Source organism: Testudinibacter aquarius (assembly GCF_004342725.1).
In the GTDB taxonomy this organism is placed as follows: domain Bacteria; phylum Pseudomonadota; class Gammaproteobacteria; order Enterobacterales; family Pasteurellaceae; genus Chelonobacter; species Chelonobacter aquarius.
In genome coordinates, this window is sequence record NZ_SMCP01000006.1 from 132,227 (window position 1) to 148,441 (window position 16,215).

Genomic DNA, 16,215 nt, shown 5'->3' on the forward strand with positions numbered 1-16,215 from the left:
GGACTGTGAATGAATAAGGCTCGGCAGAAAGTCGTTGCCAAGTGGCTGCGTCAACAACAAAAAATAATTAAAGCTCCGCTGTATTTTAATATTCTACTTGGCTGTTTAAGTGCGGTTTTGTTGATCGGGCAAACTTGGTTGCTGGCGATGATCTTGGACGGTTTTATTATTCAACAACAACCACGCCAACAATTTCTCAGTGCATTTATCGGCTTGTTCGGCATTTTTGTAGTTCGAGCCATTATTCTTTATCTGCGTGAACGTTTGGGGTTTTATGCCGGACAACGTCTGCGCCAAGTGATTCGACAGCAAGTGCTGGATAAACTCACGGCGGTAGGGCCGGTTGCAATGAAAATTCATCCGAGCGGCACTTGGGCTACGATTGTGCTGGAACAAGTGGAAAACTTACACAATTTCTATGCTCGCTATCTTAGTCAACAATTTTTATCACTGTTGATCCCCTTGATTATTCTGATTGCCGTTTTCCCGATCAATTGGGTTAGTGCCTTGATCTTATTGTTTACTGCGCCGTTGATCCCAATCTTTATGGCATTGGTTGGCTTGAAAGCGGCAGAAACCAGCCAACGCAACATTACTATACTAGGACGGTTGAGTGGTCAGTTTTTGGATCGCTTGCGTGGTTTAGAAACCTTGCGCTTGTTTGGGCGCACTGAACAGACGCTACAGAGTATGAATCACGCTGCCGATGAATTCCGTCGCAGCACCATGGATGTCCTGAAAATTGCGTTCTTGTCTTCTGCGGTTTTGGAGTTTTTTACCTCGATTTCCATTGCGATGATGGCAGTCTATTTTGGTTTCAGCTATTTAGGACAAATTAGCTTTGGCAGTGGTGGTGTGATGTTGGCGCTATTTGTTGGTTTTTTCAGCCTGATTTTAGCACCGGAATTTTATCAACCACTGCGTGATCTCGGCACCTACTATCACGATCGTGCTGCTGCAGTTGCGGCGGCGGATGCGATTGAAGATTTTCTAGCACAAGATTTTTTGACGGTGCAAACAGAACAAAGCGATAACATTATTGCTGATCAAACGGTTAGCATTACGGCACAACAACTAGAGATCCTTAGCCCACAGGGGCAACCTTTAAGCCAGCCATTGAATTTCACGCTATCGTCTAAACAAAGCGTGGCGTTGATCGGGCAGAGTGGTGCAGGCAAAAGTTCGTTACTGAATGTATTGCTCGGTTTTTTGCCGTATCGTGGCAGTTTGCAAGTCAACGGCATTGAAATATGTGAGTTGAATCTACAGCAATGGCGACAACAAATTGCCTGGGTCGGACAAAATCCCTTGTTGTTGCCGGGCAGCATTCGGGAAAATTTATTGTTGGGCAATCCCAAAGCCAGTGAGCAGCAGTTGCAACAGGCGCTACAAGCGGCTTATGCGCAAGAGTTTACTGATAAATTAGGTTTGGACTATTTGATTCGTGAAGGCGGTTTGGGGCTGTCCGGCGGACAGGCGCAGCGTTTAGCGATTGCCCGAGCGCTATTACGCCATGCCAAATTGCTGCTGCTTGATGAACCAACCGCGAGTTTGGATGCGACCTCTGAAAGTGCGGTTTTGAATACGCTGCAACAGGCCAGCCGTCAGCAAACGACACTTATGGTGACACACCGTATTGAAGACTTGCAGCAGTCTGATCAAATTTGGGTGATGCGGCAAGGTGCCATCGTGCAACAGGGAACTTTTGCTGAACTACGCCAGCAAGACGGCTATTTTGCCGAGTTATTAAGTGAACGCCGACAGGCAATTGATTAACGGAGAGATTAAGATGCGTACACTATTGCCTTTTTTGGCGATGTTTAAATATACCGCTTTCCGATTACTGTTCGGTGTTGTGTTGATGATATGTGGGCTGGCGGCAAGTGTCGGCTTGCTGACGCTGTCCGGTTGGTTTTTGGCGGCGGCTTCGCTGGCTGGTGCAAATATTTTATTCAATTTTTTCTACCCGTCTGCCGGTGTGCGTGGTTTGGCCATCGGGCGCACCGCACTTCGGTATTTTGAACGGGTTGTGACCCATGATGCGACCTTTCGGGTGATTGCGCGGCTGAGGACGGCGGTGTTTAAACGTTTGATCCCGCTTTCGCCGGCGGTGTTGGCACGTTATCGCAATAGTGATTTACTCAACCGCCTGGTTGCTGATGTCGACACCTTAGATAATCTGTATTTGCGTCTGGTCGCACCGTTTATCAGTGCAGCAATGGTGATCCTGTTTCTGTTTTTAGGGCTGAGCCTGATTGATGGCTCGTTGGCATTGTTCCTTGCGCTGACCTTATTTGCACTATTGTTTTTGATTCCACTGCTCTTTTACCAACTGGGTAAAAGATTTGGTGAGCAACTAGTGCAAGAACGTGCGCATTATCGGGTACGTTTTCTTGATTGGCTGCAAAATCAAGCAGAATTATTGTTGTTTAATGTTGAAGCGACACAGCGGCAAAGCTTGCAACACAGTGAGCAACAATGGCAGCAGTGGCAAGCCAAAGAAGCAAATTTAAGCGGTTTAGCGGCGGCGTTGTTGCTGTTGGGGAATGGCACGATTTTAGTGGCGATGTTGTGGCTGGCCGGTGGAACTGATTTTGCCGATCAAAGCTATTTACGCTTGGCCAATATTGCGTTGTTCACCTTCTCAGCGCTGGCATCATTTGAAATTTTAATGCCGCTTGGTGCCGCTTTTTTGCGCTTGGGACAGGTGATCAGTTCCGCAGAGCGTGTGAATGACATCATTCAACAGCAACCGTTGGTGCTATTTGACGGGCAACAGTCAGAATTTGCGGATAACGAAACGTTGTTGGCTGTCGAGAACGTGACTTTTACTTATCCGGAAGCGAACGAGTTGGCAACATCTCAGCAAAGTGCGGTTTCAGCGGCGGTGTTGCAAGGGATTGATTGGCAGGTGAAGGCTGGGGAAAAGATTGCCTTATTGGGAAAAACCGGCAGTGGAAAATCCAGTTTGCTACAGCTGTTAGTACGCAATTATGATCCGCAACAAGGCAAAGTGCGCTTCGCTGGGCAAGATCTAAGCTGTTATTCGGAAGCTTTTTTGCGACAACAATTCTGTTTTTTAAGCCAGCGGGTGTATGTGTTCAGTGCCACTTTGCGTGATAATTTACAACTGGCAAACGAACAGGCAAGCGAACAACAAATGCTGACGGTGCTGTATCAAGTTGGCTTGGGGCATTTGAGTGAGCAAAGCGAAGGTCTGAATTTGTGGTTAGGTGATGGTGGCCGTCCGCTTTCCGGCGGTGAGCAGCGCCGTTTGGGACTTGCCAGAGTATTGTTAAACAACAGCCCGATTGTGTTGCTGGATGAACCGACCGAAGGTTTGGATCGTGAAACTGAACGGCAAATTCTGAATTTGATTTTGGCACATTGCCGTGATAAAACCTTAATTATGGTGACGCATCGATTGACGGCGTTGGAGAAATTTGATCGCCTTTGTGTCATTGACAGTGGTCGCTTGCAAGAACAGGGTAGCTATGCGACGCTAGCAACTGATTCACACAGTTTGTTCTACCGTTTTTTGAACCGCTTGGCTTAAGGGTAAAGAGATTATTTATGATGTTAAATAAAAACAACCAGCAATCGGTATTGCCGCCGGCGGAAATATTGGTTGAAGTGGTCGCCGAAAGTGTTGAAATGCAGCAACTTTTACGGCAATTAAACCAATTTTCTCGTTCAGATGCGCCACTGTTAATCCAAGGAGAAACCGGTACAGGTAAGGATCTGCTGGCTAAATTGTGTTATCAATGGAGCAAACGCCATGCGGAGAAATTTATTGCAGTCAATTGTGCCGGTTTACCGCCGGAGGCGGCAGAACAAGAGATGTTTGGCGACAGCACGCACGGCAACAGCAGCTGCGGTTTTTTTGAATATGCCAATAACGGCACGGTATTATTGGATTCGATCAATGAACTGTCTTTAAGCTTGCAGGCAAAACTGCTGCGTTTTTTGAACGACGGCAGTTATCGTCGTGTCGGTGAGGAGCAAGAGCATTCCGCTGATGTGCGGGTGATTTGCACTTCGCAGAAACCGTTGGCTTATTATGTAGAAAAAGGCGAATTGCGTGAGGATTTATACCATCGTTTAAACGTGTTGAGCCTGAATATTCCGCCGTTGCGCCAACATAAACAGGACATACCGCACTTGGTGGCGTTTTTTTTGCCGAAAATCTGCCAACAATTGCAGATTGCAGTTCCAAATTATGATAACCGCTATTTAGACAGCCTGACCGCTTATCATTGGCCGGGCAATATTCGTGAGTTGTATAATCTGCTGTATCGCAGTGTGGTTTCGATGGAAACCGAGCAACAGTTACCGCTGCCGGATTTCAGCGGCAAAGTGAACAGTGCAGAGTGGGTACTGAGCGAGTATGAAGGCTTAAGTCTGGAGCAAATTATCAATCAATTTGAATCCGGTATACTCAAACAATTTTATAATGTTTATCCCAGCACTCGTAAACTGGCAAACCGTTTAGGCATTTCCCACACCACCATTGCCAATAAATTAAAACAGTACGGCATCGGCAAGTAACATATATTAATATTGAGCGTAGCGAGTTTACAAATTGAGCGTAGAAATTAGCAAAGGCGAAGAATAGCACTACAATTGGGGCGTGTTTCTTTTGCTTATCTTTTTCTTTGCACGAGCAAAGAAAAGTAAGTCGCCATCGGCGAAACCCGATAGTAAAGATAAAGAAAATTTTGATTAGGGAAGAAAAATACAATTCCACTTTATTGATGCATTAAAAAACCGCACCGGGTTAGAGGAAGAACCCGGTACGGTTTTTTTGCTAGTGCTGCTATTTTACTTATTTTTTCTTCGCATATTTCAAGGAGTCGATGGCGACTGCCAAGATAATGATGCTACCTTTAATAATATATTGCCAATATGGGTTGACCCCGATATAGGTCAAACCGTAGTTAATCACGGTGAAGATTAACACCCCTGTGACCACGCCGATAACCGTGCCGACACCACCGGCAAACGAGACCCCACCGACTACGCAGGCTGCAATTGCATCCAATTCATACATAAAGCCGAGGTTATTAGTGGCACTGCCGATCCGTCCGGCTTCCAACATCCCACCGAAGGCGTAGAACATCCCCGCGATCATATAAATCACCACCAAGTTACGGGTTACGTTCACCCCGGATACCCGAGCGGCTTCCGGATTGCCGCCGATAGCGAAAATGTTTTTGCCGAAGCGGGTTTTATTCCACATAATCCAGACTAAGATGGTGGCAAGGATCGCATATATCGTGATATAGGAGAGCCTGAACTGTCCAAACCTGAAATACCCTTGTGCAAAGGCTGAGAAAGTCGGGTTAAAACCGGCAATCGGTGAAGAGCCGACCGCATCGTAGTACAGCGAGTTGATCCCATAAACGATGATCATCGTGCCTAATGTGGCGATAAATGGTGTTACGTTCAAGACTGCAATGATGAAACCGTTCATCAAACCAATAATTGCACCAATTGCACAGACCACCAGAATCACCACCGGAATTGGAATCTCAGTTAAATTCGGGAAGACTCGGTTGACGTTATCCATGGCTTGCAGCAAGGTGGCGGAAACCACTGCCGCCAAGCCGACCTGGCGACCGGCGGATAAGTCTGTGCCTTGTGTTACCAATAATCCGGCAACGCCTAGGGCAATAATCAATCTGACTGAAGATTGGGTCAGAATGTTACTGAAGTTGATTAAGCTCAAGAAGCTGGAGTCTTGTGCGATGATAATCGCCAGCAAAATCAGCAGAACGAAGTAAATAGCATTTTGTTTCAGGAAATCAAGAGATTTGTTTCTTCCTAATTCAGCCATGATTTTATCCCTTCTCTTATTTTTTATAAACGGTTATAAATATTTAGCGGCAAGCTGTAAAATTTCTTGCTGCGATGTCTCTTTGGTATTGACAGTGCCGGCGAGTTTGCCGTTACTCATCACCATAATCCGGTCAGTGATCCCCAATAGTTCCGGCATTTCGGACGAGATAATGATAATGCCCTTGTCTTTTTTTGCTAGCTCCATAATTAATTGATAAATCTCATATTTTGCGCCAACATCAATACCGCGGGTCGGCTCGTCCAGCATCAGGATCTCCGGCTGAGTCAATAGCCAACGTCCGATAATCACTTTTTGCTGATTACCACCTGAAAGCGATCCGATGTTGGTTTTATGTGAAGGTGTTTTCACATTCATCGAATCGATAACCCATTGGGTATCACTTTTCATTTTTGCGTTACTGAGCAACCCGAATTTTGACATGTAAGCTTTAATATTTGAAATCAAGGAATTAAATTCAATATTTAAATTGGAATAAATCCCTGTTGAACGCCGCTCTTCAGTCACCAAGGCAAAACCGTTATTGATGGCTTCAAGTGCGGTTTTGTTACGCATCACTTTATCGTGCAATTTCACCACACCGCTCTTTTTTTCACGGATGCCGAAAATAGTTTCGACAATATCGGTTCGTTTAGCGCCGACCAAGCCTGCAATACCTAAAATTTCGCCTTTATGCAGTTCAAAACTGACATCTTTAATCGAAGGTTGATTAAGTGCGGTCAGATTCTCGACCGTTAAGATCACCTCTTTCGGCTGATTGATTTTGGGCGGGAAGCGTTGAGTTAGCTCGCGGCCGACCATCATGGCAACAATGCCGTCCATGGTAGCGCCTTTGACCGGAATGCTGTTAATCCATTTCCCGTCACGCAGCACCGTTACTTCGTCGCAGATTTTAAAAATCTCGTCCATTTTGTGCGAGATATAAATAATGCCACAGCCCCGTTTTTTCAATTTTGCGATGATTGAAAACAGGTGATTGACCTCTTTTTCCGACAAGGAAGAGGTCGGTTCGTCCATAATCACGATTTTGGCATTATAGGAGAATGCTTTGGCGATTTCGATCATCTGCATTTGGGAAACTGAAAGTTTGCCCACTTTCATTTTGGGATCGATATCGATATCTAATTCTTTAAAAATGGCTTTGGTATCGTTATACATCTTGGTGTGATCAACCAATCCGGCTTTAATCGGATAGCGCCCTAACCACAGGTTATCCATCACACTGCTTTGTTTAACCAGATTAAGCTCCTGGTGTACCATCGAAATACCGTTTTCCAGCGCCTCTTTTGAGGTTTTAAAATTAATTGGTTTTCCAAGAAAAAGGATTTCGCCCTCGTCTTTGGCATAGATCCCGAAAAGGCATTTTAGCAATGTGGATTTCCCGGCACCGTTTTCCCCCATCAGGGCATGAACCGAATGCGAGCGCACTGTCAAATTGGCATTATCAAGCGCCTTTACGCCGGGGAAGGTTTTGCTTACCCCTTTCATTTCCAATAAAATTTGATTTTCAGTTCGCACTGATTCAGTTTGTGTGGATTGTTCTGTACTCATATCCAACCTCAAGCGGCAAGGGGGAGGATGAATCCTCCCCGGATTACAACGTAGTATTTATTTTAAAAAGTTTTCTAAGTTATCTTTGTCAACACCGACGTAAGGGATACGAACTACACGGTTTTCCAGTTTCCAGTTGGTCCCTTCGGTTGCCGCTTTGCCGTTTGCCAGATTATCGGACAATTGAACTACCGCTTTCGCTTGGTTGACACCATCGTTCAACACGGTTCCGGCGATGGCTCCGGATTTAATCAATTGCAATACTTCCGGCAACGCATCTACCCCGAATACCGGCAGATTTTTACCATGAGATTTCGCCGCTTCCAACGCTCCCATTGCCATACCGTCATTGTTAGAAATAATCATTTCAATGTTATTGGCATGCGGACCGGACAACCAAGCGTCGCTCTTATCTTTTGCCATTGCGGCATCCCACATGCCGGTATCGATATACAGTTGCTCGGTTGCAATGCCTTGACCATTGATCTCTTCAATTACATATTTGGTACGCGCTTCCGCATCTGGGTGCCCCGGTTCGCCTTTTAACAATACATACTGAATTTTACCGTCTTTATTTAAATCCCAAGCGGCATTGGCTTTCCATTGTTTGGCGATCAAATCCCCTTGAATGACACCGGATTCTTTCGGATCGGTACCCACATAGTATGATTTGTCATAACTATCAATTGCAGCTTGACCAGGGTCTTTATTGAAGAAAACAATCGGAATATCGTATTCAGACGCTTTTTTGATGATAGTCGGTGCAGCAGCAGGGTCAACCAGATTGATTGCCAACACTTTCACCCCTTTGGAGATCAAAACGTCAACTTGGTCGTTTTGGATAGATTGGGCGTTTTGAGAGTCATTCATCAATAATTCAATATCTTTCAATGCTTTTGCTTCTTTTTCAATTTCCTGACGCATTAAAGACATAAAGTTGTCATCATATTTGTAAATGGTTACACCGACACGGTTTGCTGCTTGGGCTGAAGTGGCAGCGATACCGAATCCGACAGCCAGTGCGATTGAAGTTAATACGGTTTTTTTCATGGTAATTCTCTCCATCTTTGTTATATAAAGATAAATGCCATCGGGCAATTTCGGGGTCAATGAATAATTGACGGATCAACTGCAACCGATACTCAGAGTATTATCTGCCTATATGCGATAATGTCGGATGTAAGGATACGCAAGGAAAAGAAAAAAGTATGTGATCCTATTCACATTATGAAAACGATTACATCATCAGCATAAGAAATATGTGGTTTAGATCACATTTCTTAAGGCCAATCAAATCGCTTTCACTGAAAAACGTTTCACCAAAGTCGGATTAAAAGTGACATTTTCAGGTGAGGCCAGTGCTTTATTGACTAGGCTTAGTGCCAACTCGGCAGCATAAGTTGCCATTAAATCAATAGGATAGCGAATGGTTGTCAACTTAGGTACTAAATAATTGGCAAGTGGCATATCATCAAAACCGATCAGCGAAAACTGTTGCGGCACTTTAATGTTGTTTTCATTCAAAATAGACAAAGCACCGGCTGCCATCGAATCGTTATAACACACCACAGCAGTTAAATTTGAGTTATAACTCAACAGCTTAATCATGGTTTCTTCACCGCCTTGATAATCCGGAGAGGAGTTGGCAATAGCGTGTGGCATGATCGGCAAATCATGATCACTGAGCGCTTTCAAATAGCCGCTTTTGCGTTCGATTTCATCGTTGATCTGATGGTTGGAGCCAATATAACCGATATATTTATGCCCATGATTAATCAGTGTATTGGTTGCTAAATAGGTACCTTTTTCATTATCAAGTGCGATGCAGCGCTGTTCAAAACCGGGAATGGTACGATTGATAATCACCATGCCCGGATGGCGCTGTAAATACTCGTTTAATATCTCGTCACTCAAGGCTTTGGAATGTACCACGAGGGCGTTGCAGCGTTTTTTTAATAATAAATCAATAGCTTGCTTTTCTTTTTCCGGATTGTGATAACCTATTCCAATCAAAATATTGCGTTGGTGCGCGCTGGCAACTTGATCAACGGCTTTGACTAAAATCGCAAAAAAAGAGTCCGTTACATCTGTTACCACCACACCGATGGTATCACTGCTTTGTGTTGCCAACGCTTGAGCATTGGCATTGGGATAGTAGCCCAGCTCCTCCACCGCAGCCAACACCGCCTGCCGGGTTTTATCGCTGATGGACGGATGGGCATTCAAAACCCGCGAAACTGTCGCTACAGATATATTGGCTAATTTAGCAACATCACGAATTGTCACCATTGTCCTATCCTCACATTTATTGAAACCGTTTCCTATTATACTCCCTTTTTTTATTTTTCAAGAGTAATCAGTAAAATATTTGGGTGTTTTGTGATCTGATTAACGGTTTGTTTAACCAATTATGTTATATTTAACATCATTAATGTAACCGATTACATTTATTTTCGTATTAAATATCAAGGTGAATGACATGAATAATCTAATTTTTGACGTATCAGAACACCCGCATCGACGCTATAACCCATTGAAAGATGAGTGGATATTGGTTTCTCCCCACCGAGCTAAGCGTCCTTGGAGTGGGCAAAGCGAAAAGCTATCTACTACCCAACTCCCCACTTATGATGAAAACTGTTTCTTATGTCCCGGCAACAAGCGGGTTTCCGGCGAAGTGAATCCAGACTATCAAGGCACTTATGTCTTTGCTAATGATTTTGCTGCATTAATGCCGGACAGCCCAGAGGCACCGCAGAGTGATAATCCGTTGTTTCAGGTGATGGGGGTGCGTGGTCTGAGCCGTGTGATCTGTTTTTCACCGGATCACAGCAAAACCTTGCCGGAGCTGAGTGTCAGCGAAATTCGTGCGGTGGTGGATACATGGAATGAACAATTGGAAGAGTTGGGAAAAGATTACCTTTGGGTGCAGGCGTTTGAAAATAAAGGCGAAGTTATGGGCTGTTCACAGCCTCACCCACACGGACAAATCTGGGCAAATAGTTTCTTGCCCAATGAAGTGGCAGCCAAAGAGCGTAATTTGCGGAACTATTATCAACAACATGGCAGTAATTTACTGCTGGATTATGCCAATGCTGAACTGAAAGATGGCAGTCGCACCGTAGTGGAAACCGAACATTGGCTAGCAGTGGTGCCATATTGGGCGGCTTGGCCGTTTGAAACGCTGCTCCTGCCAAAAAGTGCGGTGAAGCGCATGAATGAATTAACTTCAGCACAGCGTGATGATTTGGCATTGGCGCTTAAATTATTGACTACGCGCTACGATAATCTGTTTGAATGTGCTTTTCCGTATTCGATGGGGTGGCACTATGCGCCATTTTTCAAAGACGACCGCACTTTGGATCATTGGCAACTGCATGCGGTGTTTTATCCGCCGTTATTACGTTCCGCGACAATTCGAAAATTTATGGTCGGCTATGAAATGTTGGCAGAAGCACAGCGGGATCTCACCCCTGAACAAGCTGCGGCACGTTTGGCGCAATTGAGTGATATTCACTATAAAACCAAATAAAGCTAACAATAGCGCCAAAAAAAAGCGCCAAAAACAAAAGCAAATACACCTGATAATGATAACCTTAATGACAGTATGAGGATAACAAAATGACAGCACAATTGACACCACAACAGCAAGCCCAGAAAGTCTTTATCGATCAATTTGAATATCAACCGCAAGTGCTGGTTTATGCGCCCGGTCGTGTGAATGTTATCGGCGAACATACCGATTATAACGACGGTTTCGTGATGCCATGCGCCATTGATTACGGCACGGCAATCAGTGGTGCAAAACGAGAGGACAGTATATTTCGGGTTTATGCCGCCGACTTACAACAATGGGATGAATTTGATTTGAGCCAGCCGATTAAACCGCACTTTGATGCCGCCGGCGACTACAAATGGACCGGCTATGTGCGTGGTGTGGTCAAATATATTCAAGAAAAATGTCCACACTTCAAAACCGGTGCCGATCTGGCGATCAGCGGCAATGTTCCGCTCTCTTCCGGTTTAAGTTCTTCCGCTGCGCTGGAAGTGGCAACTGGAAAATTTTGTCAAATTGTCGGCGGTTTGGATTTAACTCAGGTTGAAATCGCCTTGATCGGGCAACAAGCCGAGAATCGTTTTGTCGGTTGCCAATGCGGCAATATGGATCAATTGATTTCGGCATTGGGGCAGCAAGATCATCTGCTGAAAATTGACTGTCGCAGTTTGGAAACGGAAGCAGTGCCTGTGCCGCAAGGCGTTGCCGTGATGATCGTCAACTCTAATGTGAAACACGATTTGGTTGCCGGAGAATACAACAGCCGTCGTCAACAGTGCGAACAAGCCGCCGAATTTTTCGGGGTGAAAGCGCTGCGGGATGTGTCAATTGCTCAATTCAAACAGCATGAAGCCGAGTTAACCGCACTTGACCCGATTGTCGCCAAGCGCGCCAGACATGTCATCACCGAAAATCAGCGAGTGTTAGATGCCGTGGTGGCGCTGAAGCAAGGCGATTTACAACAATTGGGCGTGTTGATGGGGCAATCTCACGTTTCAATGAAAGACGATTTTGAAATCACGGTGCCGGAAGTGGACTATCTGGTGGAGCTTGCACAACAAGTGATTGGCGACAGTGGTGGTGCGCGCATGACCGGAGGCGGTTTTGGCGGTTGTATTGTAGCGCTGGCGCCGCAAGAGAAGATCGAAGCCGTGCGTAAAAATATTGCTGAGCATTATGAAAAACACACCGGTTTAAAAGAGACCTTTTATGTGTGCCATGCCTCAGCTGGAGTGAGTGTGTTATGATAACTGTCTCTGAATGTGAGCTTGCGGCCGACGGCAAGCCGTTTAAACTGATTACATTGCAAAACAGCAACGGGATGCAGATTTGTTTAACTGATTGGGGCGCCACATGGCTCTCCTGTCAAGTGCCGATCAAACAACAGTTGCGTAAGGTAGTTTTAGGCTGTAGCACCGTGGCACTGCATGTGGTGCAGGGCGCTTATCTGGGCGCCAGCGTCGGGCGGTTTGCCAACCGGATTGCCAATGCCGAATTCAGCTTGCACGGCAACCACTATCAACTGGATGCCAACCAACAAGGCAAACACCAGTTGCATGGCGGCAGTGTCGGATTTGCGCAACAACGTTGGACAATCAGTGAGCAACAAGCGAACAGCGTACAATTCAGCCTGTTTTCTGCCAACGGTGATCAAGGCTTTCCGGGCAACTTGGAAGCCAAAGTGCGGTTCAGCTTGCGCGAAGACAATGCGGTTGTGGTTGAATATAGCGCTTTAAGCGATCAAGACACACCGCTAAATTTAACCAACCATGCCTATTTTAATTTAGACGGCGAAAGTGCCGAGCAAACCGCACTTCAACATCGCTTAAAAATAAATGCTGCGTATTATTTACCGGTTGACGCCGAAGGCATTCCGAAAGAACCGTTAAAACCCGTGGCAAACAGCGGCTTCGATTTCCGCCAAAGCAAGCCAATCGCACAGGATTTTTTGCACGATGCCGATCAGAAAATTGTCGCAGGTTATGATCATGCCTTTTTGCTCGACAACCCAAGCCTCGGTGTGCAACCGCAAATCGAACTCAGCGCTAGCAGTGGTGACCTGACACTACAGATTTTCACCGACCAAGCGGCGGTGCAGGTTTACAGCGGCAACTTCCTAGCCGGCACCCCAAACCGCACTTGCGGTGTTTACGCCAACCACGCCGGCATCGCCCTAGAAACCCAAGCCCTACCCGACACCCCAAACCACCCGGAATGGTTTAAATATGGCGGCATTAGCAATGCTGGCGAGCGATATCACAAAACCACGGTATTTTGCTTTAAAGCCAATTAACCGCAACCGCACTTTGCAATTAACATGTAAAGTGCGGTTTTGAGTTTATGGAATACAAATTTGTAATTTTTACTCAATAGGTGGCTAGCCCGGCATAATGTGCTTAATTTAAAGTCAAGGAAAATTGAATTGATTGCTGATTTCTTCTGATATAATTTTCCCAATAAATTTCTTGAATAAATTTTGTGTTGTTGTATAGTTAAGAATACAGTAACACAATAAAAGATACCATCATCGTCATGTACATCATCGAAGAAACTGAAATATTTTCCGAATGGCTAGATAAGCTAACAGACCCACTTGCGGTAGTTGCTATTGTTGCCCGAATTGAACGAGTGAGATTAGGTAATTTTGGTGATCATAAATCAGTTGGTGATGGTATTTTTGAAATGCGGATTACAAAAGGTAAAGGGTATAGAGTGTATTATGCACGTAAAGGGGAAATCACCTATCTTCTTCTCTGCGGCGGTGATAAATCAAGCCAAAGTAACGACATTAAGCAAGCAAAAGTTATTTGGTCTAGCATTAAGTAGGGGAAATAAAATGACACAAACAAGAGTATTTGATGCTGCACGTTATTTGAAAAATGATGAAATGATCGCCCTCTTTCTTAAAGAAACACTGGAAACCGGCACAACATCTGATTTTATTCAAGCTCTCAACACCGTTGCCAGAGCAAAAGGAATGACTGATCTTGCTGAAAAAACAGGAATTGGGCGTGAAAGTTTATATAAAACGTTATCAAGCGAAAAGCCCCGCCTTGATACCGTATTTAAAATTATCCATGCTCTCGGATTAAATATTTCAATTACTACAAATAAAACAGCCGTCTCTTAGGGTAATAGTTCAATTTTCTACATCTGTAACAACAAAGGAAAAATAATGAAAAAGAAAAAGCAGGCCGCAGTCGCTGCGGTCAACAATTTTGTGGCGAAGAATATGGCGAAATTTACCCGTCATCAAATTCACGAAAAAAGCTATAAAGCGAGCCGTAAGTTGAACAAACAAAACCTGAAAAGAGAAAACCTCGATTCAGGTTTTGGCTTTTATGGGCTGGCGTAATCTGTCCTGACCGCACTTTAGATTTTACTCTCGTTTCCCGCCAAAAACACATCGCAGCCGGTAGTGGTTTTTGTTACTATACTGACGAAAAGCCGTCCGCTACACAGCATATTCTTTAGTTCTGATTTTGAGTTCAGCTTTTCACTTTTTGATTTTTCTTATTTTTATTGATGAATAAACGGGAACTGACTATGCAAAATCAAGGCTTTCTGCAACGTTTTTTTAAACTGGAACAGCACGGCACCACGGTGAAAACCGAAATTATTGCCGGGATCACGACCTTTCTGACCATGGTGTATATTGTGTTCGTCAATCCGTCGATCTTGGGCGTGGCGGGCATGGATAGCCAAAGCGTGTTTATCACTACGGCATTGATTGCTGCTTTTGGCAGTATTTTCATGGGGTTATTTGCCAATTTGCCGGTGGCACTTGCCCCAGCCATGGGCTTGAATGCCTTTTTTGCTTACACCGTGGTGTCTAAACTCGGACTGTCGTGGCAGGTGGGGATGGGCACGATTTTTTGGGGTGCAGTGGGGCTGTTCTTATTGACGTTGTTCCAAGTGCGGTATTGGTTGATCGCCAGCATTCCAACCAGTTTGCGGGTGGGGATCACCGCCGGCATCGGCTTGTTTATTGCGTTAATGGGCTTTCAAAATTCCGGTATTGTGGTTGCCAGCCCGGCAACGCTGGTCACCTTGGGCAACTTGTACTCTTCGCAAGTGCTGCTCGCCATTCTTGGTTTCTTTATCATTGTGATTTTGGCATCGCGCAATATCCATGCCGCCGTACTGGTGTCGATTGCTGTGGTGACCGCACTTTCGTTGTTGCTCGGCAATGTGGAGTATAACGGGGTATTCTCGATGCCGCCAAGCGTTTCCAACGTGGTCGGACAAGTGGATTTGTCCGGGGCGTTGGATGTGGCGTTATTGGGCATTATCTTCTCGTTTATGTTGGTCAACCTGTTCGATTCGTCCGGCACATTGTTGGGCGTGACCGAAAAAGCCGGTTTGGCCGATGAGCAAGGGCGCTTTCCAAAAATGAAACAAGCGTTGCTGGTGGACAGCATCAGCTCGGTCAGTGGCGCTTATATCGGCACATCGTCGGTCACGGCGTATATCGAAAGCAGCTCCGGCGTGTCGGTTGGCGGGCGCACCGGTTTAACCGCAGTAGTCACCGGCATTTTGTTTCTGTTAGTGATTTTCCTATCGCCATTGGCCGGATTAGTGCCACTGTATGCCACCGCCGGTGCGTTGATTTATGTTGGTATTTTGATGTCGTCCAGTTTGATTAAAGTGCGCTGGGACGACTTGACCGAAGCCACACCGGCGTTTATCACCGCCGCTTTAATGCCGTTCACCTATTCGATCACCGAAGGGATCGCCTTTGGTTTCATCAGCTACTGTGTGATGAAAGTGTGCACCGGCAAGGTAAAAGCGGTTTCGATTCCGGTGTGGGTGGTGTCGGTGTTGTTCTTGGTAAAAATCATCTTTATTGATAAAGGGATTATGCACTAATCTGACGGGAGAAATGACAAATGCAGAAGATTTTATTGGTGGTTAACAGCGCTCCTTACGGCAATGAAAGTTGTTTCAATGCGTTACGTCTGACGTTAATGCTATTGGAAGAACATCAGCATGAGGTTGAACTGAAACTGTTTTTGATGTCCGATGCGGTGGTGGCTGGCTTGCAAGGGCAGGCGCCGAATGAGGGGTATAATCTGCAACAAGCTTTGGAAATTATTACCGGTTTCGGTGCAGTGGTGAAACTGTGTAAAACCTGCACCAATGCACGCGGAATTACTGCGCTGCCTTTGGTTGACGGGGTGGAGATCGGCACGTTGGCAGAGCTGGCCGATTGGACATTGAAGGCTGATAAAGTGTTGAGTTTCTAGCGAAT

General features: G+C 45.4%; 15 protein-coding genes. 11 read left to right on the plus strand and 4 right to left on the minus strand.

Annotated elements, in window-relative coordinates:
* Positions 1 to 9: 9 nt before the first annotated feature.
* The 3 genes from cydD to EDC16_RS07965 are packed head-to-tail and all read left to right on the plus strand — an operon-like array spanning position 10 to position 4,548.
* Positions 10 to 1,776: a heme ABC transporter permease/ATP-binding protein CydD gene (gene cydD / locus EDC16_RS07955; protein WP_132967170.1), complete on the plus strand. Its 1,767-nt coding sequence runs from the start codon at positions 10 to 12 to the stop codon at positions 1,774 to 1,776.
* Positions 1,777 to 1,789: 13 nt separating this feature from the next.
* The gene (gene cydC / locus EDC16_RS07960) at positions 1,790 to 3,556 is read left to right on the plus strand and encodes a heme ABC transporter ATP-binding protein/permease CydC (RefSeq protein ID WP_132967172.1); all 1,767 of its coding nucleotides are present in this window, start codon (positions 1,790 to 1,792) and stop codon (positions 3,554 to 3,556) included.
* Between the two features lie 17 nt (positions 3,557 to 3,573).
* Positions 3,574 to 4,548, plus strand: coding sequence for a sigma 54-interacting transcriptional regulator (locus EDC16_RS07965; protein ID WP_232517244.1), 975 nt, complete (start codon positions 3,574 to 3,576; stop codon positions 4,546 to 4,548).
* A gap of 277 nt (positions 4,549 to 4,825) precedes the next feature.
* On the opposite strand, the gene mglC is transcribed toward EDC16_RS07965, so the two are convergent.
* From mglC to EDC16_RS07985, 4 genes are all read right to left on the minus strand, one after another.
* Complete coding sequence (gene mglC, locus EDC16_RS07970) at positions 4,826 to 5,836, minus strand: galactose/methyl galactoside ABC transporter permease MglC (protein ID WP_132967174.1); 1,011 nt, start codon at positions 5,834 to 5,836, stop codon at positions 4,826 to 4,828.
* A 33-nt stretch (positions 5,837 to 5,869) separates the two neighbouring features.
* Positions 5,870 to 7,408 (minus strand): galactose/methyl galactoside ABC transporter ATP-binding protein MglA, encoded by a 1,539-nt coding sequence (gene mglA / locus EDC16_RS07975; RefSeq protein ID WP_132967176.1) that lies wholly within the window; start codon positions 7,406 to 7,408, stop codon positions 5,870 to 5,872.
* Between the two features lie 57 nt (positions 7,409 to 7,465).
* On the minus strand, positions 7,466 to 8,458 hold the full coding sequence (mglB, locus tag EDC16_RS07980) for a galactose/glucose ABC transporter substrate-binding protein MglB (RefSeq protein WP_132967178.1): 993 nt from the start codon (positions 8,456 to 8,458) through the stop codon (positions 7,466 to 7,468).
* A gap of 240 nt (positions 8,459 to 8,698) precedes the next feature.
* Positions 8,699 to 9,697: a substrate-binding domain-containing protein gene (locus EDC16_RS07985; protein WP_132967180.1), complete on the minus strand. Its 999-nt coding sequence runs from the start codon at positions 9,695 to 9,697 to the stop codon at positions 8,699 to 8,701.
* Between the two features lie 190 nt (positions 9,698 to 9,887).
* Here EDC16_RS07985 and EDC16_RS07990 point away from each other — a divergent pair, with 190 nt between their 5' ends.
* The 8 genes from EDC16_RS07990 (at position 9,888) to EDC16_RS08025 (ending at position 16,210) form a co-directional block, all read left to right on the plus strand.
* Positions 9,888 to 10,940 carry a UDP-glucose--hexose-1-phosphate uridylyltransferase gene (locus EDC16_RS07990; protein ID WP_132967183.1) on the plus strand — a complete coding sequence of 351 codons (1,053 nt, stop codon included), beginning with the start codon at positions 9,888 to 9,890 and terminating at the stop codon, positions 10,938 to 10,940.
* 101 nt (positions 10,941 to 11,041) lie between these two features.
* Positions 11,042 to 12,211 carry a galactokinase gene (galK, locus tag EDC16_RS07995; RefSeq protein WP_132967280.1) on the plus strand — a complete coding sequence of 390 codons (1,170 nt, stop codon included), beginning with the start codon at positions 11,042 to 11,044 and terminating at the stop codon, positions 12,209 to 12,211.
* Entirely contained in the window at positions 12,208 to 13,257 is a 1,050-nt protein-coding gene (gene galM / locus EDC16_RS08000) for a galactose-1-epimerase (protein WP_132967185.1), read from the plus strand. Before galK ends, galM begins: the two co-directional genes overlap by 4 nt.
* A gap of 239 nt (positions 13,258 to 13,496) precedes the next feature.
* Positions 13,497 to 13,790, plus strand: a complete 294-nt coding sequence (locus EDC16_RS08005; RefSeq protein WP_132967187.1) for a type II toxin-antitoxin system RelE/ParE family toxin — start codon at positions 13,497 to 13,499, stop codon at positions 13,788 to 13,790.
* Positions 13,791 to 13,800: 10 nt separating this feature from the next.
* Entirely contained in the window at positions 13,801 to 14,094 is a 294-nt protein-coding gene (locus tag EDC16_RS08010) for an addiction module antidote protein (protein ID WP_132967189.1), read from the plus strand.
* Positions 14,095 to 14,139: 45 nt separating this feature from the next.
* Positions 14,140 to 14,319 (plus strand): hypothetical protein, encoded by a 180-nt coding sequence (locus EDC16_RS08015; protein ID WP_132967191.1) that lies wholly within the window; start codon positions 14,140 to 14,142, stop codon positions 14,317 to 14,319.
* Between the two features lie 191 nt (positions 14,320 to 14,510).
* Positions 14,511 to 15,833, plus strand: coding sequence for an NCS2 family permease (locus EDC16_RS08020; protein WP_132967193.1), 1,323 nt, complete (start codon positions 14,511 to 14,513; stop codon positions 15,831 to 15,833).
* A 20-nt stretch (positions 15,834 to 15,853) separates the two neighbouring features.
* Entirely contained in the window at positions 15,854 to 16,210 is a 357-nt protein-coding gene (locus EDC16_RS08025; RefSeq protein ID WP_132967195.1) for a DsrE/DsrF/TusD sulfur relay family protein, read from the plus strand.
* Positions 16,211 to 16,215 lie beyond the last annotated feature (5 nt).